This is a genomic window from Streptomyces sp. NPDC028711 (assembly GCF_055565415.1).
Window position 1 is genome coordinate 1,291,233 of sequence record NZ_JBVHUJ010000001.1, and the last position, 26,847, is coordinate 1,318,079.

Below are 26,847 nucleotides of genomic sequence, written 5' to 3' on the forward strand. Positions count from 1 at the left end.
AGGCGGTCACCGCCGGAGCGGAAGGACGGAAGGGCCCCGCCGGAACACCGGCGGGGCCCTTCTCGCGAAGCTACGAAAGCTCTAGCTGTGCGTACGGAGCAGCGTGCGCATGGTCCGCATCGCCACCGACAGGTTCGCCAGGTCGAAGGTGTCCGAGCCCTGGATCTCCTCCAGGGTCGTCCGCGCGCGGCCCAGGATCGCCGCGTTCTTCTCCTCCCAGGCCTTGAACCGCTCCTCCGGGCTCGACGTGCCGTTCCCCGCCGCCAGGACGTCCGCCGTCAGCGCGGAGTGCGCCGCGAACAGGTCCTCGCGGATCGAGGCCCGGGCCATCGACTGCCACCGGTCACTGCGCGGCAGCTCGATGATCCGGTCCATCAGGGCGGTGATCCGCAGCCGGTCGGCCAGGTCGTAGTAGACCTCGGCCACCGCGAGCGGGTCCTTGCCCGTCCGGTCGGCGATCGCGACGACGTCGAGGATCGGGAACGCGGACGAGAAGCCGGCGACCCGCAGCGCGAGCTCCTCCGGCACACCGAACGCGGTCAGCTCGTCCAGGATCGACTGGTACCACTCCAGGTCCGCACCGCGCAGCAGCGACGGCAGCTGTTCCCAGACCTCGTCGACGCGGTCGGCGAAGAAGTCGATGGTCTCGGTGAGCTGGAGCGGCTGCGGCCGGTTGTTGAGCAGCCAGCGGGTGCCGCGCTCGACGAGCCGGCGGGAGTGCAGCCGCATCCGGGTCTGGACCTCGGCCGGCACCCGGTTGTCGAGCGCCTCGACGGCGTCCCAGACCTGGCTGAGGCGGAAGACGACACGGGCGGCGGTCTGCGCCCGGACGATCTCCTCGATCGACGCGCCGGTCTCCTCGCGGAGGCGGTGCAGGAAGGTCGAACCGCCGGTGTTGACCGTGTCGTTGACCAGGATCGTGGTGATGATCTCGCGGCGCAGCGCGTGGTTGTCGACGGCCTCGGCGAACCTCTCGCGCAGCAGCGTCGGGAAGTACGCGTGGAGCAGCCCGCGCAGGTACGGGTCGTCCGGCAGCTCCGTACCGATGAGCTCGTCGGCCACCGTGATCTTGGTGTATGCGAGGAGGACGGCGAGCTCCGGCTGGCTCAGGCCCTTGCCGTTGTTCAGGAGCTCGCGGATCTGACGGTCGTTGGGCAGGAACTCGAGCGCCCGGTCGAGGGCTCCGTCGCGGCCCAGGCGGCGCATGTACCGCTGGTGGGCGTGGAGGAGGGAGGGGGACTGGGCGACGGCGTTGGCCAGGGCCGTGTTCTGCGCGTAGTTGTTGCGCAGGACGAGCGTGCCGACCTCGTCGGTCATCTCGGCGAGGATCTTGTTGCGCTGCTTGACGGTCATGTCGCCCTCGGCGACGAGCCCGTTGAGCAGGATCTTGATGTTGACCTCGTGGTCGGAGGTGTCGACGCCCGCGCTGTTGTCGATGGCGTCGGTGTTGACCTTGCCGCCCTGGCCGTCGGGGCCGCCGGCACGGGCGAACTCGATGCGGCCCAGCTGGGTCGCGCCGAGGTTGCCGCCCTCGCCGATGACCTTGGCGCGCACGTCGTGGCCGTCGACGCGGATGGCGTCGTTGGCCTTGTCGCCGACGTCGGCGTTCGACTCGACCGAGGACTTGACGTACGTACCGATGCCGCCGTTCCACAGCAGGTCGACGGGCGCGTGGAGCACCGCCTTCATCAGCTCGGCCGGGGTCATCTTGGTGATGCCGTCCTCGATGCCGAGGGCGGCCCTGACGTGCGCGTTGACCGGGATCGACTTGGCGCTGCGGGGGTGGATGCCACCGCCGGCGGAGAGCAGCGCCGGGTCGTAGTCGGCCCAGGACGAGCGGGGCAGCTCGAAGAGCCGGCGGCGCTCGGCGTACGAGACGGCCGCGTCCGGGTTCGGGTCGATGAAGATGTGCCGGTGGTCGAATGCGGCCACCAGACGGATGTGCTCGGAGAGCAGCATGCCGTTGCCGAAGACGTCGCCGGACATGTCGCCGACGCCGACGACGCGGAAGTCCTCGGTCTGGGTGTCGTGGCCCAGCTCGCGGAAGTGGCGCTTGACGGACTCCCAGGCGCCGCGGGCGGTGATGCCCATGCCCTTGTGGTCGTAGCCGGCGGAGCCGCCGGAGGCGAAGGCGTCTCCCAGCCAGAAGCCGTACGACTCGGCGACCCCGTTGGCGATGTCGGAGAAGGTGGCGGTGCCCTTGTCGGCGGCGACCACGAGGTACGTGTCGTCCTCGTCGTGGCGGACCACGTCGACCGGCGGCACGACCTCGCCCGCGACCAGGTTGTCGGTGATGTCGAGCAGCGCCGAGATGAACGTCTTGTACGAGGCGATGCCCTCGGCCAGCCAGGCGTCACGGTCCACGGAGGGGTCCGGGAGCTGCTTGGCGACGAAGCCGCCCTTGGCGCCGACCGGCACGATGACGGTGTTCTTCACCATCTGCGCCTTGACCAGGCCGAGGATCTCCGTACGGAAGTCCTCACGGCGGTCGGACCAGCGCAGGCCGCCTCGGGCGACCTTGCCGAAGCGCAGGTGGACGCCCTCGACGCGCGGGGAGTACACCCAGATCTCGAAGGCCGGGCGGGGGGCCGGCAGGTCGGGGATGGCCTGCGGGTCGAACTTCATCGACACGTAGGAGTGCTGCTCGCCCTGCGCGTTCTTCTGGAAGAAGTTCGTCCGCAGCGTGGCCTTGATGACGGTGAGGAAGGACCGCAGGATCCGGTCCTCGTCCAGGCTCGCGACCTGGTCGAGGGCGCCGTCCAGCTCCTCTAGGATGCCGTCGGTCAGCTCGGTGCCGGCGCGCTGGCGCTCGGGGGCCATCCGCGCCTCGAAGAGGGAGACGAGCAGCCGGGTGGTGTGGACGTTGTTGCGGAGGGTGTCCTCCATGTAGTCCTGGCTGAACGTCGCGCCGGCCTGCCGCAGGTACTTGGCGTAGGCGCGCAGCACCATCGCCTCGCGCCAGGTGAGCCCGGCGGAGAGGACGAGCGAGTTGAAGTTGTCGTTCTCGGCCTCGCCGTTCCAGGTGGCGGCGAAGGCCTCCTGGAACCGCTCGCGGGCGTCGTCGCCGAAGGAGACGACGCCGTTGCCCGTCGAGGCGGGCAGCCGCAGACCGAAGTCGTAGATCCAGGCGTGCGGACGGTCGGCGCAGCGGAGTTCGTACGGGCGCTCGTCGGTGACCTCGACGCCGAGCCGGTTGAGGACCGGCAGGACGGCGGAGAGGGAGATCGGGTCGCCCGTCTTGTAGATCTTGAAGCGGCGCTCGCCGGGGCCCGCGATGACCGGCTCGTAGAGGGAGAGCGCGAAGTCCTTGCCGCTGGTACGGGCGAGGGCCTCCATGTGGGCCAGGTCGGCGACGGCCGCGCGCGGCGAGTGGTCGGCCTTGTAGCCCTCGGGGAAGGCGTTGCCGTAGCGGCGGAGCAGCTCGGCGGCGCGCTCCTCGCCGAACTCGGCGTTCAGGGCCTCGCTGAAGCCGTCGGCCCAGGAGCGGGCGGCCTCGACGAGCCGGGCCTCGATGCGGTCGACGTCGGAGTCGGTGAGCTTGGCCAGCTCGGTGCCGGGCTTGACGCGGACGACGAAGTGCAGCCGGGACAGGATCGACTCGGTGTTCCAGGCGGTGAAGTCGACGCTGGTGCCGCCGAGCTCCTCCTTCAGGATGTCGATGATCCGCAGCCGGACGCGGGTCGTGTAGCGGTCGCGCGGCAGGTAGACGAGGGCCGAGTAGTAGCGGCCGTACTCGTCCTGTCGCAGGTAGAGCCGGAGCCGGCGGCGCTCCTGGAGGTACAGGACGCTGGTGACGATGGCCTGGAGCTGGTCGACCGGGGTCTGGAACAGCTCGTCGCGGGGGTACGTCTCCAGGATCTGGAGCAGGTCGCGGCCGTCGTGGCTGTTCGGCGAGAAGCCGGCGCCCTCCAGGACCTCCTGGACCTTGCGCTTGACGACCGGGACGCGGCGGACGGACTCGGTGTAGGCGGCCGAGGAGAACAGGCCGAGGAAGCGGCGCTCGCCGATGACGTTGCCGTCGGCGTCGAACTTCTTCACACCGACGTAGTCGAGGTACGAGGGGCGGTGCACGGTCGCCCGGCTGTTGGCCTTCGTCAGGATCAGCAGCTTGTGCTCGCGCGCCTTGGCGCGGGCGTCGGCGGGCAGCCGGCTGAAGGACGGCGAGACGGGGTGGGCGTGGTGGCCCTCGTCGTCGCCCGAGTGCTGCGGGTCGGAGCGCAGGATGCCGAGGCCCGTACCGGGGACGGCGGACAGGGCGTCTCCGTTGACCAGCTCGTACTCGCGGTAGCCGAGGAAGGTGAAGTGGTCGTCGGCGAGCCAGCGCAGCAGCTCGCGGGCCTCCTCCACCTCGGTCGGACGCAGGTCGGAGGCGGTGGGCTCGTCCGGGAGGCCTTCGGCGATCCGCAGGGCGGCCTCGCGCATCTTCTCCCAGTCCTCGACCGTCTCGCGGACGTCGGACAGGACGCGCAGCAGATCGGCGGTGATCTGCTTGAGGTCGGCACGGTCGGTCTCACGGTCGATCTCGACGTGGATCCACGACTCGGTGAGCGCGTCGTGCGGCAGCTCGCCCTGGATCTGCGCCGAGAGGACCTCGATGAGCCGGCCCGCGACATCGCGGCGGACGAGGACCTGCGGGTGGATCACGACGTGGATGCCGCGCCCCTGGCGTGACAGCTCGTTGGTGACCGAGTCCACGAGGAACGGCATGTCGTCGGTGACCACCTCGACGACGGAGTGGCTGCTTGTCCAGCCGTTCTCCTCGACCGTCGGAGTGTGGACGCGGACGTTCGCGGTGCCCTGGGGGCGGTTCTCCGCGAGCCGGTAGTGAGAGAGCGCGGCGCCGAACACGTCGACCGGGTCCCGGTCGCCGATGTCCTCCGGCGCGGTGTGCAGGTAGTAGCGCTGGAGGTACTCGAGCACGGTGTCCCGGTCCGGGCGCTCCCCAGCACCCTCCGGGCCCGTCGGAAGTCGCCCCCCGACCGGGCTGTGCTCAGCTACCCGAGCGGCCCTTTCGAGCAGCTCGGCCTTGGCTTCGTCCAGCTTGGTCTGCATGTCCTCTGACTCCTGGTCGCGCGCCGTTGCGTGACGTCGGTGGAAGGAAGGACACAACGTCTCGACGCGGTGATTCCGGTCGAAGACGACGTTATGCCCGAATGAGAGATGCCCGGGTCGTTATCGGCCACGGAGTGCGGCGCGCCCGGACGGAGAGGATCGGCGAACGCACGGTCGGCCCGGCCGCCGAAGCGGGCCGGGCGGTAGCCGGGGGCTGCATTGCCCCCTCGGCGTATAGCGCTGATCACGGGAAAAGCCTATCGCTCCCCACCCCCGGGCCGTCATGGTCCGTATGTGTACAAAAGAGGGGGTGGAAGTTTGACGTTATGGACAGCGACACATGTCCTCTTGGCAAAGTGCCCTGCCGCGGGCAGCGTGTACCGGAGCATGGGCGCAGCACGGCAGACCGACCATCTGTGATCTGGGAGAGCCATGGCGAAGATCCTGATCGTGACCGGTGACGCGGCGGAGTCGCTGGAGGTGATGTACCCCTACCAGCGGCTGCTCGAAGAGGGATACGAGGTCGACATCGCGGCTCCGGCCCGCAAGCAGCTCCGGTTCGTCGTCCATGACTTCGAGCCCGGTTTCGACACGTACACCGAGAAGCCCGGCTACACCTGGCCCGCCGACCTGGCCTTCTCGGAGGTCGACCCGGGCGCGTACGTGGCGGTGGTCATCCCGGGCGGCCGGGCGCCGGAGTACCTGCGCAACGACCCGGAACTCCGCAAGGTGCTCAAGGCGTTCTTCGACGCCGACAAGCCGGTGGCCCAGATCTGCCACGGCCCGCTCCTGACGGCGGCGGTCGGCGGCCTGGAGGGCCGCAGGGTCACGGCGTACCCGGCACTCGAACTCGACATGCAGGCGGCCGGGGCGACCTTCCAGGACAGCGCGGCAGTGGTCGACGGCCTCCTGGTCTCCTCCCGGGCCTGGCCGGACCACCCCACCTGGATGCGCGAATTCCTGAAGGTCCTCCGAGCAAAGGCCTGACGCACACCCACCGGGGCCGGACCCGGGGCCGCACCCGGCGTTGTGCGCGGTTGTGGGCATACGTTCCGCAGGGCGGAACGGGTGGGCACAACCACCCACCGGGCCGCACCCGGCCCCGAACCCCGCCCCCACCGGCCCGCAGCCCCCAGCCCCAGCCCGACCCCGCCGCCGCACCCCGCCCCGCCCCGCATGGGCAAGGGCCTTAAACCAGCGCCTCCGCGACAGCCACCGCCTCCTCCAGCGAGTCCACCACCGGCACCCCCACCCGCGACAGCGAAGCCCGACTGTGCGACCCCCCGGTGTACAGCACCGCCTTCGCCCCCACATGCCCCGCCGCCACCGCGTCATCCGCGGCGTCGCCGATGACGACCACACGCTCGGCGGGTACGGCGAGCGCCGCCAGGTGCCGCACCATGTGCCCGGACTTCCCGTCCGTCGAGGTGTCGACGCGCCCGTCCATCCGCAGGAACCGCTCGGCGATCCCGTGCCGCCGCACCAGCGGTATCAGGTCCGCATGCCGCGCGAGGGACAGCAGCGACTGCGTGAGCCCGGACGCCTGCCGCGCCGCCAGCAGCTCGGCGGCACCGGCGGTCAGCCCGCAGTTCACGGCCTGCTCCCCGTAGTGCCGCTGGAAGGCGCCGTCCATGAGGATCCACTCGGCGTCGGTGGGCAGCCGCCCCATGAGCCGCTCGTAGAACTTGGGGACCGGCACCGTGTACAGCTCTCGGTACCGCTCCAGCGTGATCGGTTCGAGCCCGAGCTCGGCAAATGCGGCGTTGGTCGCCGCGATCACCGCGCTCGTGTCGTCGAGCAGCGTGCCGTTCCAGTCCCAGACCAGGTGTTTTCCGTGCTTCCCCATGGAAAGACGGTACCCGGCGCCTCGGACAGCGAAGAGCGGCGGCAACGATCAGGCGCCGACGAACGTCAGCCCAGCAACCCGGGGATCTCCTGCACCCCGAACCACAGCAGTTCGTGGTCCTCGGCCCCGTCCACGACGAACTGCGCGTCGTCGTCGCCCTGGTCCGCCGCCCCCAGCGCGGCCGCGGCCGCCGTCACGTCCGGCTCCGCGTCGTCCGCGTCGGCGTGCACCGCGGCCGCCTTGGCGAGCGGCACGGGCCCGGCGATCCGGACCTCGCCGACGGAACCGGCGTCGAGCCCCCGGTCGGGGTCCGTGGCCGCGTCCTTGTCCGCCACGTCGACGGCGACGACGATCCGGCGCCGGGGGGCGTCGGGGTCGTTGGCGAGGAGGCGCAGGGAGGCGGACGCGGCCCGGTTGAGCGCCGCGTACTCGAGTTCCTCGATGTCGTCGGAGACGTACCACTCGCGCAGGGCGGGGGTGACGGCGTAGGCCGTCAGCGGGCCGGGGCCCAGCTCGCCCGCCTTGTGCGCCTGTGCGAGACCGGGGAGGGTCAGGGGGACGTACACGCGCATGGCTGGCCGCTTTCGTAGTCGGAGAGGCCCTCAGGATACGTGCGGAGTCCCCCTTCGGGGCTCCCGGCCGGCAAGGGCCGACGTCCACCGCGGGAGGCGCTCTCCCGGACCCCGGAGAGGCGATTTTCCACCGCGTCACCCGGATAGGTGATTCCTCTTTCGGCCCACCTCGCGGCCCCGGGCTCCTTGCGGGAGCTCCCGGCACAGCCGTACAAGATCCCCAACGGAAGTTACTGACCGGTACGAGCCGGTTACGCAACGACAGGGGACCGCGATGACCACCACCCTCACGACCGCCACGCAGACGCCGCAGCCGCACCCCTCCACGGCGGCGACCACCCGCCCGGGCTCCCCGCGCACCCCGCGCCCCCGCACCGCCCCGGGCGGCCCCGCCGGCACCCGCCCGCGCGGCCCGGCGGGCGTCCGCCCCGGCACGGTCACCCCGCCCCGCGCGCTCCCCCCGCACACCGTCTTCGCCGAGCGCCTCCTCGCCGTGCTCAGCGGGGAGCGACCGGTCCACTGGATGCTCGGACACACCGTCGGCGAGGCGTACGAACAGCTCGTCCGGATCGCCCCGGAGACGCCCCTGAGGTCGCTCGGCCCCCGCCCGGTCCTGCGCCGCTGCTCGGTCCAGGTGGACGCCGGCCGGACGGCCGTGGAGGCCTTCGCGACGATCGCCACGGGCCCCCGCGTACGGGCGATGGCGTTCCGCCTTGAGCGCGGCGACGACCAGCGCTGGCGCTGCGCGGCGATCGAACTCGACGGCCTCGGCGCGACCACGCCCCACACGCCGCCCCGCCCCGCATGACAAAGGACCGGCGACCGGAACCAGGCGGCCGACCCCTACGACAAAGGGCGCCGACCACCCGAACCAGGCGGCGCCCCCACGACGAAGGGGGCCGGCCACCCCGACGGGCGACCGACCCCCACGCGACGCGTGACCGCGTCACCGCTCACCGCCTCAGCGGCACGACGTCACTTCTTACGGCGACGCCCACCGCCCGCGTTCTTCTGCGCCTTGCGACGCTCGGCACGGGTCATCCCGTCACCGGAGTCCGCGTCGTCGGAGGCGAAGTCGCCCTCGACGACACCGCCGTCACCGTCCACGGTCGGCGCGGAGAAGTGCAGCCGGTCCGGCCGCTGCGGGGCCTCGAGCCCCTTGGCGCGGATCTCCGGACGCCCGGCGGCAGCCGGAACGGCGTCCTCCTTGGTGAGCGAGGGAGCGCTCGCCTGCACCGGGACCTCCTCGACCTGCTGCTCGACCTGGACCTCCAGGTTGAACAGGTAGCCGACGGACTCCTCCTTGATGCCCTCCATCATGGCGGTGAACATGTCGAAGCCCTCGCGCTGGTACTCGACCAGCGGGTCCTTCTGCGCCATGGCGCGGAGGCCGATGCCCTCCTGGAGGTAGTCCATCTCGTAGAGGTGCTCGCGCCACTTGCGGTCCAGGACGGACAGGACCACGCGCCGCTCCAGCTCACGCATGATGTCCGAGCCGAGCTGCTTCTCCCGCGAGTCGTACTGCTCGTGGATGTCGCCCTTGATCGACTCGGCGATGAACTCGGCGGTGATGCCCGCACGGTCGCCGGCCGCGTCCTCCAGCTCCTCCACGGTGACCTTCACCGGGTAGAGCTGCTTGAACGCGTTCCACAGACGGTCGAGGTCCCACTCCTCCGCGAAGCCCTCGGCGGTCTCCTGGCGGATGTAGTCGTCGATCGTGTCGTCCATGAAGTGCTGGATCTGCTCGTGCAGGTCCTCGCCCTCCAGGACACGGCGGCGCTCGCCGTAGATGACCTCACGCTGCCGGTTGAGGACCTCGTCGTACTTCAGGACGTTCTTACGCGTCTCGAAGTTCTGGGTCTCGACCTGCGACTGGGCGGAGGCGATGGCGCGGGTGACCATCTTGTTCTCGATCGGCACGTCGTCCGGCACGTTGGCCATGGCCATCACGCGCTCGACCATCTGCGCCTTGAACAGGCGCATCAGGTCGTCGCCGAGCGAGAGGTAGAAGCGGGACTCGCCGGGGTCGCCCTGACGGCCGGAGCGACCGCGCAGCTGGTTGTCGATACGGCGGGACTCGTGGCGCTCGGTGCCCAGCACGTAGAGACCGCCGAGCTCCTTGACCTCCTCGAACTCCGCCTTCACGGCCTTCTCGGCGCGCTCAAGGGCGGCGGGGAGGGCCGCGGCCCACTCCTCGACGTGCTCGATCGGGTCGAGACCGGCCTGGCGCAGCTCGGCCTCGGCGAGGTCGTCCGGGTTGCCGCCGAGCTTGATGTCCGTACCGCGACCGGCCATGTTCGTGGCGACCGTGACGGCGCCGCGGCGGCCGGCCTGGGCGACGATGCTGGCCTCACGCTCGTGGTGCTTGGCGTTGAGGACCTCGTGCTGGACGCCGCGCTTGGAGAGCTGCTGCGAGAGGTACTCGGACTTCTCGACGGAGGTCGTGCCGACGAGGATCGGCTGGCCCTTCTCGTGCTTCTCCGCGATGTCGTCGACGACGGCGGCGAACTTGGCGACCTCGGTCCGGTAGATCAGGTCCGACTGGTCCTTGCGGATCATGGGCCGGTTCGTGGGGATCGGGACGACGCCCAGCTTGTAGATCTGGTGGAACTCGGCGGCCTCGGTCATGGCCGTACCGGTCATGCCGGACAGCTTGTCGTAGAGGCGGAAGAAGTTCTGGAGGGTGATCGTGGCGAGGGTCTGGTTCTCGTCCTTGATCGCCACCCCCTCCTTCGCCTCGATCGCCTGGTGCATGCCCTCGTTGTAGCGGCGGCCGGCGAGGATACGGCCGGTGTGTTCGTCGACGATCATGACTTCGCCGTCCATGACGACGTAGTCCTTGTCCTTCTTGAACAGTTCCTTCGCCTTGATGGCGTTGTTCAGGTAACCGACGAGCGGGGTGTTCACCGACTCGTAGAGGTTGTCGATGCCCAGCCAGTCCTCGACCTTGGCGACACCGGCCTCATGGATGGCGACGGTCCGCTTCTTCTCGTCGACCTCGTAGTCGCCGGTCTCCTCGATGCCCTTGAGCTGGTTGCCGGGCTCGCCCTTGGAGAGGCGGGTGACGAGCTTGGCGAAGTCGCCGTACCACTTCGTCGCCTGGTCGGCCGGGCCGGAGATGATCAGCGGCGTACGGGCCTCGTCGACGAGGATCGAGTCGACCTCGTCGACACAGGCGAAGTTGTGGCCGCGCTGGACGAGCTCGTCCTTGGACCACGCCATGTTGTCGCGCAGGTAGTCGAAGCCGAACTCGTTGTTCGTGCCGTACGTGATGTCGCAGTTGTACTGCTCACGCCGCTGGGCCGGCGTCATGTTGGCGAGGATGCATCCGATGGACAGACCGAGGAATCGGTGCACACGGCCCATGAGCTCGGAGTCACGCTCGGCCAGGTAGTCGTTCACCGTGATCAGGTGGACGCCCTTGCCGGAGAGCGCGTTGAGGTACGCGGGGAGGGTGCCGACGAGGGTCTTGCCCTCACCGGTCTTCATCTCGGCGACATAGCCGAGGTGCAGCGCGGCGCCGCCCATGATCTGGACGTCGTAGTGGCGCTGGCCGAGGACACGCTTGGCGGCCTCGCGCACCGTCGCGAAGGCCTCGGGCATCAGGTCGTCGAGGCTCTCGCCGTCGGCGTACCGCTGCTTGTACTCCTCGGTGAGCGCCCGCAGGTCGGCGTCGGAGAGGTTGACGAAGTCCTCTTCGATGGAGTTGACCTGGTCCGCGATGCGGTGCAGTTTGCGCAGGATCTTGCCTTCGCCTGCACGCATGAGCTTGTTGAAGACGGACACTGAGGCTGCTCTCCTTGCCGGTCGGGCCTGGCACTGGGTCTTGTGATGGACACGAGCGCGGGCACGGCAGGTGGTCCCCACCGCAACGGCCATCGTAAGCGAGACCGCCCTCGCGAAGGGAGGCCCGCAGTGCCGGAGCCCTACGTCCGCCCGGAAAGAGAACGCACGAGGTGGGCGGAAGGTGCCGCCCCACCCGAAAAGTGTTCGCTTCCGGTCCGCGAGGTCACCACAATCCCGGCATGGATCCCATCACCCTCACCACCGACCGGCTGCGCCTGCGGAACTTCGTCCCCGAGGACGCCGACGCGGTGTACGCCATCTGTCAGGACCCGGACATCCGGCGCTGGACCGTCGTCCCCGACCCCTACACGCGCCAGGACGCCGAGCTCTTCCTGAACCGGCTCGTGCCCGACGGCTGGCGCGAGGACACCGAGTACGCCTTCGCCGTCGAACCGCTGGCCGGCGGCCCGCTGCTCGCCGCCGTCGCCCTGACAAGTCGTGGCATGGGCGTCTGGGAGGTCGGCTACTGGCTGGTCAAGGAGCACCGGGGCAGCGGCTACATGACGGAGACCGTGCGTGCCCTCGCCCACTGGGCCTTCACCGCGCTCGGCTGCACCCGCCTGCTGTGGCGCGCCGAGGTGGGCAACGTCGGCTCGCGGGCCGTGGCCGAGCGCGTCGGCTTCGTGATGGAGGGCGCCCAGCGCGCCGGCCTCACCAACAAGGGCACGCTCCGGGATTCGTGGGTCGGCGCCCTGCTCCCCACCGACTTCGGCCTCCCGAGCCCCCTGCCGTACCTCCCCACCCCCGAGCGCCCGGCCGAGACGGTCTGACTGTCAGTGCCGGGGCCTAGGGTGCGGATCATGACGACTGCGCCGCGCCCCGCCGCCGAACTGTCCGCCGACGAAGCCCGCCGGATCGCGCTGCGCGCCCAGGGGTTCCTGGGCGCGCCCGACCGCAGGGCCGGGGTGCGCGGGGTGCTCCGGTCGCTCGGTCAGGTCCAGCTCGACACGATCTCGGTGCTCGCCCGCTCGCACGAGCTCATTCCGTACGCGCGCCTGGGCGCCGTGGGCCGCCCGACGGTCGAGGAGGCGTACTGGACGGGGGCGCACGCCTTCGAGTACTGGTCGCACGCGGCCTGCGTCCTGCCCATCGAGGAGTGGCCGCACTTCGCCTTCCGCCGCCGCGCCTACCGCAACCGCCCGCAGTGGCACCACGAGCTGTCGGCGGGGGCGTACGACAAGGTCATCGACCAGCTGCGGGACGAGGGCCCGAGGACGGCGACCGAGCTGGGCGGCGCCAAGAACAAGGGCGAGTGGTGGGACTGGTCCGACGCCAAGATCGCCGTCGAGCGGGCGCTGATGTACGGCGAGGTGGTCGTGGTCGAGCGGCGCGGCTGGAAGCGGGTGTACGACCTGGCCGAGCGGGCGATCCCGCAGGCGCTGCTCCACGACGACCTGGACGACACGGAGTGCGTGCGGCGCCTGGTGCGCCAGGCCGGGGAGGCGCTGGGCGTGGGCACGCGCGCGGACATCGCCGACTACCACCGGATCAAGGGCGAGCAGTTCGACGCCGTGGTCGAGGCGGCGGGTCTGGTGCCGGTCACGGTGGCGGGCTGGGGGAAGCCCGCCTGGGCGGACCCGGCGGCGCTGGCCACGGAGCCGCGCGGCCGGCACCGTACGACACTGCTTTCGCCGTTCGACTCGCTGATCTGGGAGCGCCCCCGCACGGAGCGGATCTTCGGCTTCACGCACCGCCTCGAGGCGTACGTGCCGAAGCCGAAGCGGGTGCACGGGTACTTCGCGATGCCGGTCCTCGCCGGGGGCCGTCTGGTCGGCCGGGTGGACCCCGCGCGCGAGGGCAGGACGCTCGTCGCCCGGCAGGTGACGCTCGACGGCCCGAAGGCCGTGCCGGCGGTGGCGACGGCGCTGCGCGAGGCGGCCGAGTGGGTCGGCTGCGACACGGTGTCGGTGGTGCCGGAGCGGATGAGCCACCCCGAACTCACCCCGGAGCTCGTACGCGCCCTGGCCTGACGCCCAGCCGGCCAACCGGCCGCGTCTACCGGATCTCGAGGATCTTCTCCCGCATCGCGTAGACCACGGCCTCCATCCGGGAGTGCAGCTGAAGCTTCTCCAGGATGTTCCGCACGTGGTTCTTCACCGTGTTCTCGGAGATGAACAGTTCCTTCGCGATGTCCCGGTTGTTCATCCCCGTCGCGACGAGCTTGAGGACCTCCAGCTCACGGTCGGTCAGCCGGGGCGCCGGCACGAGCCTGCGCTCGTCGGTCCGCTGGATCATCGACTTGAACTCGGTGAGGAGCTTCGACGCCATCGAGGGGCTGATCTGCGACTGCCCGTCCGCGACCGCGCGGATGGCCGTCGCGACCTCGTCGGTGGAGATCTCCTTGAGGAGGTAGCCGGTGGCCCCCGCCTTGATCGCGTCGTAGAGGTCGGCCTCCTCGTCGCTGATCGTCAGCATGATGATCTTCGCGCTGGGGGCCACCTCCTTGATGGAGGTGCACGCCTCGATGCCGCCGCGCCGCGGCATCCGCACGTCCATCAGGACGATGTCGGGCAGCAGGTCGGCGGCCTTGTCGACGGCCTCCGCCCCGTCACCGGCCTCGCCGACGACCTGGATGTCCTCCTCCTGCGCGAGGACGATCTCCAGTCCGCGGCGGAAGAGGGCGTGGTCGTCCACGACAAGGACGCGGATGGGCTCCTTTCGGAATGCACCGCTGTCCGAATCCGATCCCTCCGGGACCGCACTACCGTGCTCGCGCCCGCTGAGCACCGGCCCGAAGCTGTCCGCCATCGTTCCTCCCCCTGAAGGCCGTGGCCTGAATTCGTTTCCGGTCCTCCAACCGGTACTCGGAGAGCACCGGTTGGCGTGCACGCCATGATTTCATGCCCGGGCGGTGACGGCGTGTTCCATGGACGCGCGGGGGTGCCCCTGGCGGCGCGGAAGACGCTCCAGGGGCACCGTGAGGGGCACAGGTGTGGGTTGTGGGTCTGGGGTGCGCGCGCCGGCCTTCAGCCGCCGAGCGCACCGCCGGCACCGCCCGCTTCGGCGAGCGGGTCGCCCTCCAGGTGGATGACGCCGTAGTCGTATGCGTGTCGGCGGTAGACGACGCTCGGCTGCTTCGTGTCGGAGTCGACGAAGAGGTAGAAGTCGTGCCCGACCAGCTCCATCTCGTAGAGCGCCTGGTCGAGCGTCATGGGCGCGGCGCGGTGGGTCTTCTCGCGGACCACCAGCGGGCCCTCGCCCTGGACTTCGATCGAGCCCATCATCCTGGTGGGCACTTCGTCGGACTCTTCGGCGACCAGCCGGCCGTCTCCGTTGAACTGGGCGGCGCCGGGCACGACGTCCCCGACCTCCGCCGCCGAAAGCCTGCCGCTTCCGCGGCGGGTGTACCGCTTGTCGTGCTGCTTGCGCAGTCGCGCCTCGAGCTTGTCGCTGGCGAGGTCGAGCGCTGCGTACGGGTCGCCTGCCGCAGCTTCCGCCCGGATCACCGGGCCTCGGGAGTGGAGGGTGATCTCGACGCGGTCGGACCTGTCGGCCTGCCGCGGATTGTGTTCCTTGGACACCTCGACGTCGAGGCTGATCACCTTGCCGTCGAGCTTCTGGATCTTCTCCAGCTTCAGCTTCTCGGCCACGTGCTTGCGGAACCGCTCGGGCACCTCGGTCTTGCGGCCCTTGACGACGATGTCCACGCAGAACTCCGTTCCCGGATCGCCCTGGTCGGCTCCTTGGCCGCCGGGCATCTCCCTTTGCACCAGACTCCGGTGGATTACCGGAGCTCGGACTTGGCGACTTTCACCTCCTCCTCCCCAGTCGACAAGATCCCCACCCCATCGACAAGAGGTTAATTCGCCCTGAACTCCTGTCCTGTAGGCGCAACCAGTATTCGGCGAGGGCGATGGCTTCCACCATTCCTCACAACCGAACATAGCCCCTTCGGACGGGTGTCGGCACCCGCTACCGCGACATACCTCCGTTCGGATGCTTTCACCTCTCACCACCTGCAACGATCCAAGTTTCCGAGGAGTTCCGGTTTATTTCGAACGAGACGGGAGAGGATGCGATCACAGCCGCCGCCCGCTGTTCGAATCCGCGCTGCGCCGAACCGTCCGGTAAACCGTGCGCCATTCCAGGAATGAACGGACGGTGTACGACTCCGAGGGCGCGCGCCGCCTCCGCCAGCGAGGCCCCCGTGGTCATCAGGTCGTCCACGAGCACCACCTTTCCCGCCGCGAGCAGCCGCCCGCCGCCCGGCACGACCTCCAGGGCCCCGGAGAGGTTCGCGAGCCGCCCGCGCGCCCCGAGCCCCGCCTGGTCCGCCACGTACCGCCGCTGCCGCAGCACGGGAACGACCCGCGCCGGGCGGCCCGCCGACCGCAGCCGGGCGGCCGCGGCCAGCGCGATCCGCCGCGTCGGATCATGGCCACGTGCCCGTACGGAGCGCCGGGAGGACGGCACCGGTACGAGGAGCAGCGGGCCCGCCGAAGGGCCCTCGGTGCCCCCGGCGGCGGCCTCCACGGCGAGGGCCAGGGCGCCGCCCAGGGGCCGGGCGAGGGCGAGCGCCCCCCGCTCCTTGTGGGCGAGGAGCAACTGCCGTACCGCATCGGCGTACGGCGCGACCGCATGGACCGCGGGCAGCCCGGCGGGCTCGGGCGAGGGCCGCACCCTGCGCGGTCCCGCCCCCGCCCCGTTCAGCGCGGTCGCGCATGCCGGGCACAGCTCGACGCGCGGTCTGCCGCAGCCTCCGCAGGCGACCGGCAGCACCAGCCCGGCGATCTCGCGCCACCACCCCCGCATGGCTCTACTGTGCGCCTGTCCGAGCCGACGGGCCACCCCTGTGGAAAACCCCCGGAGTACGTCAGGTCCGGCTGCCGAAGGTAGTCCGCCGGACAGGCCCTAGCCCGGGTAGACGGGCGCGGTGCCGCTCTTGACCAACGGCTGCCAGTTCGTGCCGGGGGCCAGCCGGACGATGCCGTCGTCGCCCGAGTCGGCGACCACAGGCACGGAGTCGGCGTGCGGGGCGGCCACCGACGTCACCCCGTTGAGGCCGGGGAGCACCGAGGTCGCGGAGGTCGAGCCGTCCGTCTGGAGGTAGCGGATCTGCTGCACGCCGCCCGTCTCCCTGCCGACGACGACGAGCCGGCTCGGCCCGGCCCAGGACACGGCCGTGACCGACTCCATCCGGGGCGCGGCGGGCTGGAGGTCGAGGACGGAGACGACCGGCTCCCCGCCCGTCGTCTGCCGCTGGACACGGCCGATCTGCAGGGTCGTACGCTCGCCCCGGGTGACCACGAGGGCGATCCGGACCCCGTCGGCGGAGACCCTCAGCGACTCGATCCTGACGTCGTCCCCGAGCCACGGCGTCCGCACCTTGACGGGCTCACCTGTGCCGTCGGGCACCATCCACAGCTGAGGCGCGGCGGGATCGCGGTCGGCGACCCACAGGTCGCCCCGGCCGTCCCAGCTCGGCGCTGACAGCCGGTCGGCGGGCTTGGCGGCCTTGCTGCTCAGGACCGCCGGCGACAGCTCCTCCTCGGTGGTGATGGAGGAGACATAGAGATCCCGGCCGGTCTGCCCGACGGCCGCGGCACGGGTCTCGCCGCGGTCGACGGCGATCGACCGGAGCGGCGTCGTGCCCGCGCCGAGCGGGCCGGGCACCTCGGCGGGCACGTTCGCCTCCCGGCCTCCGACGACCAGCATCATCAGCTTGTGCTGCTCGTCGACGAAGTACGGGTTCTCGTCCCGGTCCGTGTTCCTGACCGGCGCGAACTCCGCCGCCTGCCCCTTGCCGAGGCGGCACAACGCCTGCGAACGCGACCCCTGCAGCTCCACCTGCTCGACGCGTACGGACGTCAGGTCGCCGAGAGTGAACAGCAGCTGCGCCGCCATCCGCCGGCAGGCCTCGCCGCCCACCAGGTCCGCCTTGGCGTTGAGCGGCACCTTGAGCGTGGACTGGTCGTCGGTCATCAGCGTGGTGACGCCCTTCTTCAGCTCCGTACCGGAGGGGAAGCGGGAGTCGACGGCCGGCTTGAGCCAGTCCGTGGGGCCTTCGAGGAGCGCCTTGACCGTCTGCGTCACCGGGTCCATCCGGGTGACCGGGTCCTGCCGCTGACGGATGTAGACGGGGTCGGCGACGACCCAGTCCTCCCCGGAGGCGAAGTAGTACTTGTTGACCGACCGGTAGTTGCGCAGGAAATCGGCCTCGCCGAGCACCAGACCGGGCGGCAGGCTGTCGATGCGCCACTCCTTGCCCTTGCCGTTGGCGGTGGGCTGCTGCACGACATGGATCGACTGCAGATACGCGGCGGGGCTGATCGGCTGGTACGCGTGCCGGGCGTCCACGGTCGCGATCTTGCGGCCGGAGAGCGGGTAGGCGCGGCCCTGGTCGTCGGGGTCGGCGTTGCGGTCGGAGGGATCGCGGTCGGGCGCCGTGGTGAGCACGGTGATGCTCTCCTCCGGCTTCCAGGTCTGCGCCGCCCGCTTCGTCAGGTACTTGCGTGCCGTGGCGAAGCCGGGGTCGTCACTGGTCATGGCCTCGAGGAAGCCGTCGACGATCTCGTCCGGGTCCGCGCTCTCCCGGGGCGCGACGGCGTAGACCCGCACCTGCGAGTCGCCCTGGTTGGCCCCCTTGACGGGCTGCACCTCGCCGCTGTCCGGCATCGTCGCGCACCCGGTCACCAGAAGCCCGCCGCACGCGGCGATCACCAGCGCGCGCGAACCGCGCGCCCGTACCGCCGACTCCTCTCGAAAACCCCGCCCCGCGTGCCCCTCTCGGGAGTCAACGCCCACGTGTCCCGTCCTCCCGCTCCACGTTCCCGTTCTCGCCCGTCGCCGAACCCGCCCCGACGGTGTCGCCGTCCGCCGCCGCCCGTGCCACCACCCGCGCACCGCTGCCGGGCAGGGCCGTCGGGTCGACGGTCGCGCGCGGCGGCGCGGGAAGCCTCGGCGGTACGGGGAGCTGCGGCCGGTCGCCGACGGCCTGCGCCGGCACCGCCGCCGTGAGCCGGGCGCCCTCCTGGGCGCGTCCGGTGGCCGCCTGCTCACGGTTGCGCCGCGAGTCCTCGGGCTCCAGGGGTATCGGGGAGCCCCGCAGCGGCTCGTCCGCCGTACGCGGCAGGGTGAGCCGGAACTGCGACCCGCCGCCGGCCTCGCCCCAGGCCTGGAGCCAGCCGCCGTGCAGCCGGGCGTCCTCGACCGCGATGGACAGGCCGAGCCCCGTGCCGCCGGTGGTGCGCGCGCGGGCCGGATCGGCCCGCCAGAAGCGGTTGAACACCCGCGTGGCCTCGCCCGGCTTCAGTCCGACGCCGTAGTCGCGTACGGCGACGGCGACGGCCCCGCCCGCGGCGGCCAGCTTCACCACGACGTCCCGGCCCTCACCGTGCTCGACCGCGTTGACGACGAGGTTGCGCAGCACCCGCTCGACCCGGCGGGCGTCCGCCTCGGCCACCACGGGCTGCTTGTCGCCGACGACGACGATGCGGGTGCCCTTGCGTTCCGCGAGGGGTTCGGCGCCGCCGATGACCCGGCGCACGACCTGCCGCAGGTCGATCGGCTCGGCCTCCAGGGCCGCCGCGCCCGCGTCGAAGCGGCTGATCTCCAGCAGGTCGGAGAGCAGCGACTCGAAGCGGTCGAGCTGGTCGCCGAGGAGTTCGGCGGAGCGGGCGGTGACCGGGTCGAAGTCGACACGCGCCTCATGGATGACGTCGGCGGCCATCCGTACCGTGGTCAGCGGCGTCCGCAGCTCGTGCGAGACGTCCGAGACGAACCGGCGCTGCATCCTCGACAGCTCCTCCAGCTGCTGGATCTTGAGCTGGAGGTTCTGCGCCATCTTGTTGAAGGCCTCGCCGAGCCGCGCGATGTCGTCCTCGCCGGTGACCTTCATGCGTTCCTGGAGCCGGCCGGCCGAGAGCCGCTCGGCGATCCCGGCGGCCATCCGCACGGGCGTGACGACCTGCCGCACCATGAGCCAGGCGATGGCCCCGAGCAGCACGACGACGAAGAGCCCGGCGGTCGCCAGGGTGCCCTTGACCAGGGTGAGGGTGTCCTCCTCCTGCGTCAGCGGGAAGAGGTAGTACAGCTCGTACGGATCACCCTCGGCGTCGTTCATCCGCTTGCCGATCATCAGACCGGGCTCGGACGCCTTGCCGTTCGTGTAGTGGATGCGCGTGGTCTTCTGGAAGGTTCCCGTGCCCTGGGCCACGGCCTGCCGCAGATCGGCGGGGATGCTCGTGGCCGGGTCGACCTCGCCGGAGGCGCGCACGCCCCGGCTCGCGGTGTCACCGGTGTCGAGGGAGAGCGCCACCACGTTGAAGGCGCTCTGACCGCCGCTGGCGAGCTGCTCGACCAGCGTGGAGCGCCAGTTCACGGAGACACCGGCCCGCCCGCCGTCCTGTTGACCGGGGGCCGAGGAGGTGGTGGCCGCCCTGTCCTGGGCGGCGGAGAACCCTCCGGCGGCCTGGCTCTGGGCGGCCTTCTCCTTGGCGTCGAGCAGACCGTTGCGGACCTGGCCGATGACGACCAGGCCGAGCAGCAGCACCACCCCGAGGGACATCAGCAGGGTGCCCGCGACGATCCGCAGCTGGATGTTCCGCCGCCACAGCCGCACAGCGGGCAGCAGCGGCCGGCGCACCCACCGCGCGAAGAGCCGGAGAACCGGTCCACCCGGCGCCCCGTCCTGGAACAGCCGTCCACCGCGCGGCAGACGGCCGGATCGCGAGCCCCCCCGCCCCGGTACGGCAGCCCGCCCCGTACGGACTCCCGGGTCCCCGGGCTTCGGAGCAACACTGCCTGTACTCATGTCAGCTCGGCCCCGCCTTGTAACCGACACCACGGACGGTCACCACGATCTCCGGGCGCTCGGGGTCCTTCTCGACCTTCGAGCGCAGCCGCTGGACGTGCACGTTGACCAGCCGGGTGTCGGCCGCGTGCCGGTAGCCCCACACCTGCTCGAGCAGCACCTCACGGGTGAACACCTGCCACGGCTTGCGCGCCAGCGCGACGAGCAGATCGAACTCGAGCGGGGTGAGGGCGATGGACTGCCCCTCCCGCTTCACGGAGTGCCCGGCCACGTCGATGACGAGGTCACCGATGGTCAGCTGCTCCGGAGCCGGCTCCTCGGACCGCCGCAGCCGTGCCCGGATCCGTGCCACCAGCTCCTTCGGCTTGAACGGCTTGACGATGTAGTCGTCGGCCCCGGACTCCAGGCCCACGACGATGTCCACCGTGTCGCTCTTGGCCGTGAGCATGACGATCGGCACACCCGACTCGGCCCTGATCAGGCGGCACACCTCGATGCCGTCCCTGCCGGGCAGCATCAGGTCGAGCAGCACCAGGTCAGGCTTGGCCTCCCGGAATGCGGCAAGCGCCTTGTCACCGTCCGCGACGAACGACGGCTCGAACCCTTCACCCCGCAGCACGATGCCGAGCATCTCGGCCAGTGCGGTGTCGTCGTCGACGACAAGAACGCGTCCCTTCATATCGACATCATCCCATTAGCCAATCGTTACCTGCCGTGACCTGTCCCACAGCGCCTCCCCAGCCCGGAGCGCGACCCCGTCGATCGCACCCCGCTCGGCCCGCCATCGCACGGTTCGCGCGTGATGATCGGGTATCCGCACAGTGTGCAGCCTGCCGCTCGCACAATGAAGGTCCGGACAAAGGTACGAACGACAAGGCCGGTCCCGCCCACGGGCGGGTCCCACGTGGCACGATGGCACCCGGCCCGCCGCCGTGTCAGGTGTCGGCCGCCGTGACCGAGCCGGTTCGCCGATCCGGCACCGCGACCATTCCTCCGAGGTGGACGACCGTGAACGACACTCCGGGCTGGACCTCGCCCGGATCCGCCCCCTCCGACGACCAGAACGGCTCCGGGATCCCCGGGCCCGCTCCGTCCGACGCGAACGGCTCCGCCCCTCAGTGGTCGAAGGACCAGCCGCCCGCCGGCCGGTGGTCCCCGCCGACCGACGGCACCCCTCCTCCGCTCCGGGCCCCGGTGCGCGGCCCGGGCTGGAACGGCCCGCAGCCCCACGGCCACTGGGGCAGGCCCCCGGCCGCGAAGCCCGGCGTGATCCCGCTGCGCCCCCTGGGCATGGGCGAGATCCTCGACGGCGCGGTGAAGACGCTCCGCACCTACTGGCGCACCGTGCTGGCGATCTCGGTCACCGTCGCGGTGATCTCCCAGGTCGCCAACATTCTCGCGCAGCGGTATTTCACGCCCGCCACCCCGGCGATGAACCCCGACGCCACCCCGGCCGAGGCCCTCGAACAGTCCCTTGAGTCGGCCCAGGCGTCCTTGATCGGCCTTGGCCCCGCCCTCCTTGTGACGCTGATGGCGTCCCTGGTCTGCGCCGCCCTGCTGACCGTCGTCATCAGCCGCGCCGTCCTCGGCCGCCCGGTGTCGCTCGGCTCCGCCTGGCAGGAGGCCCGCCCCCGCCTGCTCCAGCTCCTCGGCCTCACCCTGCTCCTGGCGGCCCTGAGCGTGGTCGTCATCCTCGTCGGCGTACTCCCCGGGCTCCTGATCGGCGGCGCCGCGGGCGTGGCCCTCACCATCGTCGGAGGCCTCGGCGCCATCGTCGTGGCCGTCTGGCTCATGATCCGCTTCAACCTCGCCTCCCCCGCCCTCATGCTGGAGCGCCAGGGCGTCATCGCCTCGCTGAAGCGCTCGGCCAAGCTGGTCCAGGGCTCGTGGTGGCGGATCTTCGGCATCACCCTCCTCACCCAGCTGCTGATCTTCGTCTTCTCCATGATCATCGCGATCCCGTTCACGATCTTCGGCATCGCGGCCGACGGCGACGGCTTCTCCGGCCTGCTCTCCGGCTCCCCCGCCACCTTCGGCTGGCCGTTCCTGATCATCACCGGCATCGGCGGCGTGATCACCAGCGCGATCACCTACCCGATCTCGGCCGGGGTGACGGTGCTCCTCTACGTGGACCAGCGCATCCGCCGCGAAGCCCTGGACCTCGAACTGGCACGGGCCGCGGGCCTCCCCGGCTACGGCCCCACACCGGGCGACCAGACCGTCGGAGGCTGATGCCGTGACGGTCACGGGGGGCACGGCCACGGCATGGGCGCGACCGCGCGCCGACAGCGACGTACCGGTGGACATCTCCCGCGTCCCCGCCCGAGAGGCGGCGGAACGGGAGCTGTCCAAGCCGATGTACCACGAGAACGACCCGAACCTCCTCCAGCGCGGCCTCGACCGCTTCTGGGAGTGGCTCGGCGACCTCTTCAGCGCCGCGTCCGGCGCCACCCCCGGCGGCGTCCTCGGCCTCGTCGTGGTCGTCCTGTTCGTGGCCGCCGCCGTCGCCGCCCTCTGGTGGCGCCTCGGCACCCCCCACCGCACCCCCGGCGCCACCGCCGACTCCCTCTTCGCGGACGGCCCCCGTACCGCCGACGACCACCGGACCGCCGCCGCCCGACACGCCTCCGCCGGCCGCTGGAACCAGGCGGTCCAGGAACGGATGCGGGCCGTCGTCCGCTCCCTCGAAGAGCGCGCCCTGCTCGACCCCCGCCCCGGCCGCACCGCGGACGAGGCCGCCGCCGAAGCCGGCCGCACCCTGCCCTCCCACGCGGACGAACTGCGCCTCGCGGCCCGCGCCTTCGACGACGTCACATACGGCGGCCGCACCGCCGACGAGCCCGCGTACCGCCGCGTCGAGGAACTGGACACCGCCCTCCAGCGGACCCGCCCCACCCTCGACACCGCCTCCACGGGGACACCCGCATGAGCCGCCCCGCCACCAGCACCACCTCGACCGCCCTCTCCCCGCGCAGGCTCTGGAGCCGTGCCCGCGGCGCGACCCTCGTCCTCGCCCTGGTCCTCATCGGCGGCATCGTCCTCGCGACCATGCGGTCCACCGGCTCCCACGGCGCGCTCGACCCCCGCTCCACCGACCCCCACGGCAGCCGAGCCGTCGCCGAACTCCTCAAGGCCCGGGGCATCACGATCACCCTCGCCACCACCCTCGACGAGGCCACGGCCTCGACCGACACGTCGAGCACCCTCCTGGTCACCACACCCGACCTGCTGACGGAGACCCAGCAGTCCACGCTCCGCCGGTCCATCACGGGATCCGCGGCCCGCACCGTCCTCCTCGGCGCCGGCAGCCCTTCCCTCCCCACACTGGCCCCGGGCGTCTCCGCCGCCACCAGCGTCCCCGTGGAGAACCGCTCCCCCTCCTGCACCCTGGAGGCGGCCAACCGCGCCGGCAGCGTCGACCTCGGCGGCGAGCGCTACGTCACCGACCCCGCCGCAGCCGACGAAGCCTGCTACCCCTCCGACGGTCTGCCGTCCCTGGTCCACCTCCCCGGCCCCGGCACCACCGACACCGTCCTCCTCGGCTCGCCCGACATCCTCTACAACGACCGTCTCGACCAGCAGGGCAACGCCTCGCTCGCCCTGCAACTCCTCGGCTCCCAGCCCCATCTCGTCTGGTACCTCCCCTCCCTCTCCGATACCTCCGGCACCGCCGACGCACCCGACGACGACACCACGGGCAACTTCCTCGCCCTCATCCCCTCCGGCTGGCTGTGGGGCACACTCCAGCTCGCGATCGCGGCCCTGCTCGCCGCGATCTGGCGAGGCCGCCGCCTCGGCCCCCTGGTGACCGAGCGACTTCCCGTCGCCGTCCGCGCCTCCGAGGCCACCGAGGGCCGCGCCCGTCTCTACCGCAAGGCGAACGCCCGCGACCGCGCCGCCTCCGTCCTGCGCACCGCGACCCGGACCCGCATCGCCCCCGTGCTCGGCGTCCCCCTCCGGGACGCCCACTCCCCCGAGCGCCTCCTCCCCGCTCTCTCCGCCCGTCTCCCCGAGACCACCGCGGACCCCAGAAACCTCCTCTTCGGCCCCACTCCCGCCGACGACACCGCTCTCATCCGCCTGGCGGACCAACTCGACGCCCTCGAAAGAGAGGTACGCACCTCATGAGCGCCCCGACCCCCGAGACCGCTACGGACTCGGACAGCGCCCGCGCCTCCCTGGAGGCCCTGCGCACCGAGATCGCGAAGGCCGTGGTCGGCCAGGACCCCGCCGTCACCGGTCTCGTCGTCGCCCTGCTCTGCCGGGGACACGTCCTCCTCGAGGGCGTCCCAGGCGTCGCCAAGACCCTGCTGGTCCGTTCGCTCGCCGCCGCACTCGAACTCGACACCAAGCGCGTCCAGTTCACGCCCGACCTGATGCCAAGTGACGTCACCGGCTCCCTGGTCTACGACACCCGGACATCCGAGTTCTCCTTCCAGCCCGGCCCGGTCTTCACCAACCTCCTGCTGGCCGACGAGATCAACCGCACGCCCCCGAAGACCCAGTCCTCCCTCCTGGAAGCGATGGAGGAACGCCAGGTCACCGTCGACGGCACCCCACGAGCCCTACCGGACCCCTTCCTGGTCGCCGCGACCCAGAACCCCGTGGAGTACGAGGGCACCTACCCCCTCCCCGAGGCCCAACTGGACCGGTTTCTCCTCAAGCTGACGGTCCCTCTGCCCTCACGCGCGGACGAGATCCAGGTCCTCACCCGTCACGCCGAGGGCTTCGACCCCCGCGACCTGAAGGCCGCCGGCGTCCGCCCCGTCGCGGGCCCCGCCCAGCTCGAAGCCGCCCGGAGGGCCGTCGCCAAGGTCTCGGTCTCCCCCGAGATCGCCGGCTATGTCGTCGATATCTGTCGTGCCACGCGTGATTCCCCCTCACTCACGCTCGGGGTCTCCCCCCGAGGCGCCACCGCCCTGCTCTCCACCGCCCGCGCCTGGGCCTGGCTCACCGGCCGGGACTACGTCACCCCGGACGACGTGAAGGCCCTCGCTCTCCCCACCCTGCGCCATCGCATCCAACTGCGGCCCGAGGCCGAGATGGAGGGGGTCACCCCCGACTCCGTCATCAACTCGATCCTCGCCCACGTCCCCGTCCCCCGCTGAGAACGGCGCCCCATGGCCCTCACCGGACGAACCGCGCTGCTCGCCGCCCTCGGATCGCTCCCCGTCGGCATCCTCGCCCCCAGCTGGACGGGGATGCTCGCGGTGAACGCGCCCCTCTCCCTCGCAATTCTGTGCGACTACGCCCTGGCGGCGCCAGTACGAACGCTCCAATTCACCCGAAGCGGTGACACATCCGTTCGACTCGGTGACGCCGCGGACGTCCAGCTCACCGTCACCAACCCGTCCCGCCGCACCCTTCGCGCCCAGCTCCGCGACGCCTGGCCGCCCAGCAGCTGGCTCCTGGGCACCGAGCAGACCTCCTCGCGCCAACGACTGACCGTCCCCGCCGGCGAACGCCGCCGCCTCACCACGAGCCTCCGCCCGACCCGCCGAGGCGACCGCCACGCCGAACGGATCACGGTCCGCTCCTACGGCCCCCTCGGCCTCGCGGCCCGCCAGGGCAACCACGAGGTGCCCTGGACCGTCCGCGTCCTGCCCCCCTTCACCAGCCGCAAGCACCTGCCGTCCCGCCTGGCCAGGCTCCGGGAACTCGACGGCCGCACCAGCGTGCTGACCCGCGGCGAGGGCACGGAGTTCGACAGCCTCCGCGAGTACGTCCCCGGCGACGACACCCGCTCGATCGACTGGCGTGCCACCGCCCGCCAGAGCACGGTCGCCGTTCGCACCTGGCGTCCCGAGCGCGACCGCCACATCCTCATCGTCCTCGACACCGGCCGCACCTCGGCCGGCCGCGTCGGCGACGTCCCGCGCCTGGACGCCTCCATGGACGCGGCTCTCCTCCTCACCGCGCTCGCCTCCCGCGCCGGCGACCGCGTGGACCTGCTGGCCTACGACCGACACCTCCGCGCCCAGGTCCAGGGCCGCTCCGCCGGCGACGTCCTGCCCGCCGTGGTCAGCGCCCTCGCCCCGCTCGAACCCGAGCTCGTGGAGACCGACGCCCGAGGCCTGGCCGCGACCGCCCTCGCCCGCGCACCGCGCCGCTCCCTGATCGTCCTGCTGACGAGCCTCGACGCGGCCCCGATCGAGGAGGGCCTCCTCCCGGTCCTCCCGCAGCTCACCCAGCGCCACACGGTCCTTGTGGCGTCCGTGGCCGACCCTCAGATCGCCCGGATGGCGTCGACGCGCGGCACGATCGAGGGCGTGTACGAAGCTGCGGCCGCGACCCAGACATCGTCCCAGCGCTCCCGCACGGCGGACCAGCTCCACCGCCGAGGCGTCACGGTCGTCGACGCCGCGCCCGATTCTCTGGCTCCCGCTCTGGCGGACGCCTACCTGGCCCTCAAGGCAGCCGGCCGCCTTTGAAAACTGCTCCCGGGCACGGCCTTCGAAAGGGGTTCCGGCCCGTGAACGCAGAAAAGCCCCGCACCATAAGGTGCGGGGCTTTCCCACAATGATTGTTCGGCGGCGTCCTACTCTCCCACAGGGTCCCCCCTGCAGTACCATCGGCGCTGAAAGGCTTAGCTTCCGGGTTCGGAATGTAACCGGGCGTTTCCCTAACGCTATGACCACCGAAACTCTATGAAGTTAACCAACCGGATATCGGCACAGTTCGTTACTTCAGAACTAACACAGTGGACGCGAGCAACTGAGGACAAGCCCTCGGCCTATTAGTACCGGTCAGCTCCACCCATTACTGGGCTTCCACATCCG

General features: G+C 71.2%; 19 protein-coding genes and 1 rRNA gene. 9 read left to right on the forward strand and 11 right to left on the reverse strand.

Features of this window, described 5'->3' with window-relative positions:
* Positions 1–81: 81 nt before the first annotated feature.
* Positions 82–5,052 (reverse strand): NAD-glutamate dehydrogenase, encoded by a 4,971-nt coding sequence (locus ACZ4VK_RS05700; protein ID WP_468348733.1) that lies wholly within the window; start codon positions 5,050–5,052, stop codon positions 82–84.
* 432 nt (positions 5,053–5,484) lie between these two features.
* Between ACZ4VK_RS05700 and ACZ4VK_RS05705 the strand changes: the two genes are divergently transcribed.
* Complete coding sequence (locus ACZ4VK_RS05705; RefSeq protein WP_468348735.1) at positions 5,485–6,039, forward strand: DJ-1/PfpI family protein; 555 nt, start codon at positions 5,485–5,487, stop codon at positions 6,037–6,039.
* 202 nt (positions 6,040–6,241) lie between these two features.
* Here ACZ4VK_RS05705 and ACZ4VK_RS05710 read toward each other — a convergent pair whose 3' ends face one another.
* On the reverse strand, positions 6,242–6,898 hold the full coding sequence (locus tag ACZ4VK_RS05710; protein ID WP_468348737.1) for an HAD family hydrolase: 657 nt from the start codon (positions 6,896–6,898) through the stop codon (positions 6,242–6,244).
* Between the two features lie 65 nt (positions 6,899–6,963).
* Positions 6,964–7,470 carry a DUF6912 family protein gene (locus ACZ4VK_RS05715; RefSeq protein ID WP_468348739.1) on the reverse strand — a complete coding sequence of 169 codons (507 nt, stop codon included), beginning with the start codon at positions 7,468–7,470 and terminating at the stop codon, positions 6,964–6,966.
* A 274-nt stretch (positions 7,471–7,744) separates the two neighbouring features.
* On the opposite strand from ACZ4VK_RS05715, the gene ACZ4VK_RS05720 reads away from it, so the two are divergent.
* On the forward strand, positions 7,745–8,278 hold the full coding sequence (locus ACZ4VK_RS05720; RefSeq protein ID WP_468348741.1) for an Rv3235 family protein: 534 nt from the start codon (positions 7,745–7,747) through the stop codon (positions 8,276–8,278).
* A 167-nt stretch (positions 8,279–8,445) separates the two neighbouring features.
* Here the strand turns inward: ACZ4VK_RS05720 and secA are convergent, their stop codons facing one another.
* On the reverse strand, positions 8,446–11,256 hold the full coding sequence (gene secA, locus ACZ4VK_RS05725) for a preprotein translocase subunit SecA (protein ID WP_468348743.1): 2,811 nt from the start codon (positions 11,254–11,256) through the stop codon (positions 8,446–8,448).
* A 239-nt stretch (positions 11,257–11,495) separates the two neighbouring features.
* Here secA and ACZ4VK_RS05730 point away from each other — a divergent pair, with 239 nt between their 5' ends.
* Together ACZ4VK_RS05730 and ACZ4VK_RS05735 are read left to right on the forward strand one after the other, a co-directional pair.
* On the forward strand, positions 11,496–12,086 hold the full coding sequence (locus ACZ4VK_RS05730) for a GNAT family N-acetyltransferase (protein ID WP_468348745.1): 591 nt from the start codon (positions 11,496–11,498) through the stop codon (positions 12,084–12,086).
* Between the two features lie 30 nt (positions 12,087–12,116).
* A complete protein-coding gene (locus ACZ4VK_RS05735) occupies positions 12,117–13,286 on the forward strand; it encodes a winged helix-turn-helix domain-containing protein (RefSeq protein ID WP_468348747.1) in 1,170 nt (389 codons plus the stop codon).
* A 25-nt stretch (positions 13,287–13,311) separates the two neighbouring features.
* Here ACZ4VK_RS05735 and ACZ4VK_RS05740 read toward each other — a convergent pair whose 3' ends face one another.
* From ACZ4VK_RS05740 to mtrA, 6 genes are all read right to left on the reverse strand, one after another.
* Positions 13,312–14,064 carry a response regulator gene (locus ACZ4VK_RS05740; RefSeq protein ID WP_030556504.1) on the reverse strand — a complete coding sequence of 251 codons (753 nt, stop codon included), beginning with the start codon at positions 14,062–14,064 and terminating at the stop codon, positions 13,312–13,314.
* A gap of 218 nt (positions 14,065–14,282) precedes the next feature.
* Positions 14,283–14,963, reverse strand: a complete 681-nt coding sequence (hpf, locus tag ACZ4VK_RS05745) for a ribosome hibernation-promoting factor, HPF/YfiA family (RefSeq protein ID WP_468348750.1) — start codon at positions 14,961–14,963, stop codon at positions 14,283–14,285.
* A 295-nt stretch (positions 14,964–15,258) separates the two neighbouring features.
* On the reverse strand, positions 15,259–16,068 hold the full coding sequence (locus ACZ4VK_RS05750) for a ComF family protein (protein ID WP_468348752.1): 810 nt from the start codon (positions 16,066–16,068) through the stop codon (positions 15,259–15,261).
* Positions 16,069–16,167: 99 nt separating this feature from the next.
* Positions 16,168–18,060: an LpqB family beta-propeller domain-containing protein gene (locus tag ACZ4VK_RS05755; RefSeq protein ID WP_468348754.1), complete on the reverse strand. Its 1,893-nt coding sequence runs from the start codon at positions 18,058–18,060 to the stop codon at positions 16,168–16,170.
* A complete protein-coding gene (gene mtrB / locus ACZ4VK_RS05760) occupies positions 18,050–20,068 on the reverse strand; it encodes an MtrAB system histidine kinase MtrB (protein ID WP_468348756.1) in 2,019 nt (672 codons plus the stop codon). Before mtrB ends, ACZ4VK_RS05755 begins: the two co-directional genes overlap by 11 nt.
* A gap of 1 nt (position 20,069) precedes the next feature.
* Entirely contained in the window at positions 20,070–20,747 is a 678-nt protein-coding gene (gene mtrA / locus ACZ4VK_RS05765; protein ID WP_030224028.1) for a two-component system response regulator MtrA, read from the reverse strand.
* A 329-nt stretch (positions 20,748–21,076) separates the two neighbouring features.
* Between mtrA and ACZ4VK_RS05770 the strand changes: the two genes are divergently transcribed.
* Genes ACZ4VK_RS05770 through ACZ4VK_RS05790 form a run of 5 tightly spaced genes read left to right on the forward strand, consistent with a single transcriptional unit; the run spans position 21,077 to position 26,499 of the window.
* Positions 21,077–22,300, forward strand: coding sequence for a DUF7847 domain-containing protein (locus tag ACZ4VK_RS05770; protein ID WP_468348759.1), 1,224 nt, complete (start codon positions 21,077–21,079; stop codon positions 22,298–22,300).
* Between the two features lie 4 nt (positions 22,301–22,304).
* Entirely contained in the window at positions 22,305–22,997 is a 693-nt protein-coding gene (locus ACZ4VK_RS05775; RefSeq protein WP_468348761.1) for a DUF4129 domain-containing protein, read from the forward strand.
* Complete coding sequence (locus ACZ4VK_RS05780) at positions 22,994–24,196, forward strand: DUF4350 domain-containing protein (protein WP_468348763.1); 1,203 nt, start codon at positions 22,994–22,996, stop codon at positions 24,194–24,196. The genes ACZ4VK_RS05775 and ACZ4VK_RS05780 overlap by 4 nt, the downstream gene beginning before the upstream one ends.
* Positions 24,193–25,176, forward strand: coding sequence for an AAA family ATPase (locus ACZ4VK_RS05785; RefSeq protein ID WP_468348765.1), 984 nt, complete (start codon positions 24,193–24,195; stop codon positions 25,174–25,176). The genes ACZ4VK_RS05780 and ACZ4VK_RS05785 overlap by 4 nt, the downstream gene beginning before the upstream one ends.
* Positions 25,177–25,188: 12 nt before the next feature.
* A complete protein-coding gene (locus ACZ4VK_RS05790; RefSeq protein ID WP_468348767.1) occupies positions 25,189–26,499 on the forward strand; it encodes a DUF58 domain-containing protein in 1,311 nt (436 codons plus the stop codon).
* Positions 26,500–26,593: 94 nt separating this feature from the next.
* On the opposite strand, the gene rrf is transcribed toward ACZ4VK_RS05790, so the two are convergent.
* Positions 26,594–26,710 (reverse strand): 5S ribosomal RNA (gene rrf, locus ACZ4VK_RS05795).
* Between the last annotated feature and the right edge of the window lie 137 nt (positions 26,711–26,847).

Coding starts and splice junctions, on each gene's coding strand:
- ACZ4VK_RS05785 (WP_468348765.1), top strand. CDS start 24,193: ATGAGCGCCCCGACCCCCGAGACCGCTACGGACTCGGACAGCGCCCGC.
- ACZ4VK_RS05790 (WP_468348767.1), top strand. CDS start 25,189: ATGGCCCTCACCGGACGAACCGCGCTGCTCGCCGCCCTCGGATCGCTC.
- ACZ4VK_RS05730 (WP_468348745.1), top strand. CDS start 11,496: ATGGATCCCATCACCCTCACCACCGACCGGCTGCGCCTGCGGAACTTC.
- ACZ4VK_RS05700 (WP_468348733.1), bottom strand. CDS start 5,052: ATGCAGACCAAGCTGGACGAAGCCAAGGCCGAGCTGCTCGAAAGGGCC.
- ACZ4VK_RS05710 (WP_468348737.1), bottom strand. CDS start 6,898: ATGGGGAAGCACGGAAAACACCTGGTCTGGGACTGGAACGGCACGCTG.
- ACZ4VK_RS05735 (WP_468348747.1), top strand. CDS start 12,117: ATGACGACTGCGCCGCGCCCCGCCGCCGAACTGTCCGCCGACGAAGCC.
- mtrA (WP_030224028.1), bottom strand. CDS start 20,747: ATGAAGGGACGCGTTCTTGTCGTCGACGACGACACCGCACTGGCCGAG.
- ACZ4VK_RS05780 (WP_468348763.1), top strand. CDS start 22,994: ATGAGCCGCCCCGCCACCAGCACCACCTCGACCGCCCTCTCCCCGCGC.
- mtrB (WP_468348756.1), bottom strand. CDS start 20,068: ATGAGTACAGGCAGTGTTGCTCCGAAGCCCGGGGACCCGGGAGTCCGT.
- ACZ4VK_RS05750 (WP_468348752.1), bottom strand. CDS start 16,068: ATGCGGGGGTGGTGGCGCGAGATCGCCGGGCTGGTGCTGCCGGTCGCC.
- ACZ4VK_RS05705 (WP_468348735.1), top strand. CDS start 5,485: ATGGCGAAGATCCTGATCGTGACCGGTGACGCGGCGGAGTCGCTGGAG.
- ACZ4VK_RS05720 (WP_468348741.1), top strand. CDS start 7,745: ATGACCACCACCCTCACGACCGCCACGCAGACGCCGCAGCCGCACCCC.
- ACZ4VK_RS05715 (WP_468348739.1), bottom strand. CDS start 7,470: ATGCGCGTGTACGTCCCCCTGACCCTCCCCGGTCTCGCACAGGCGCAC.
- ACZ4VK_RS05740 (WP_030556504.1), bottom strand. CDS start 14,064: ATGGCGGACAGCTTCGGGCCGGTGCTCAGCGGGCGCGAGCACGGTAGT.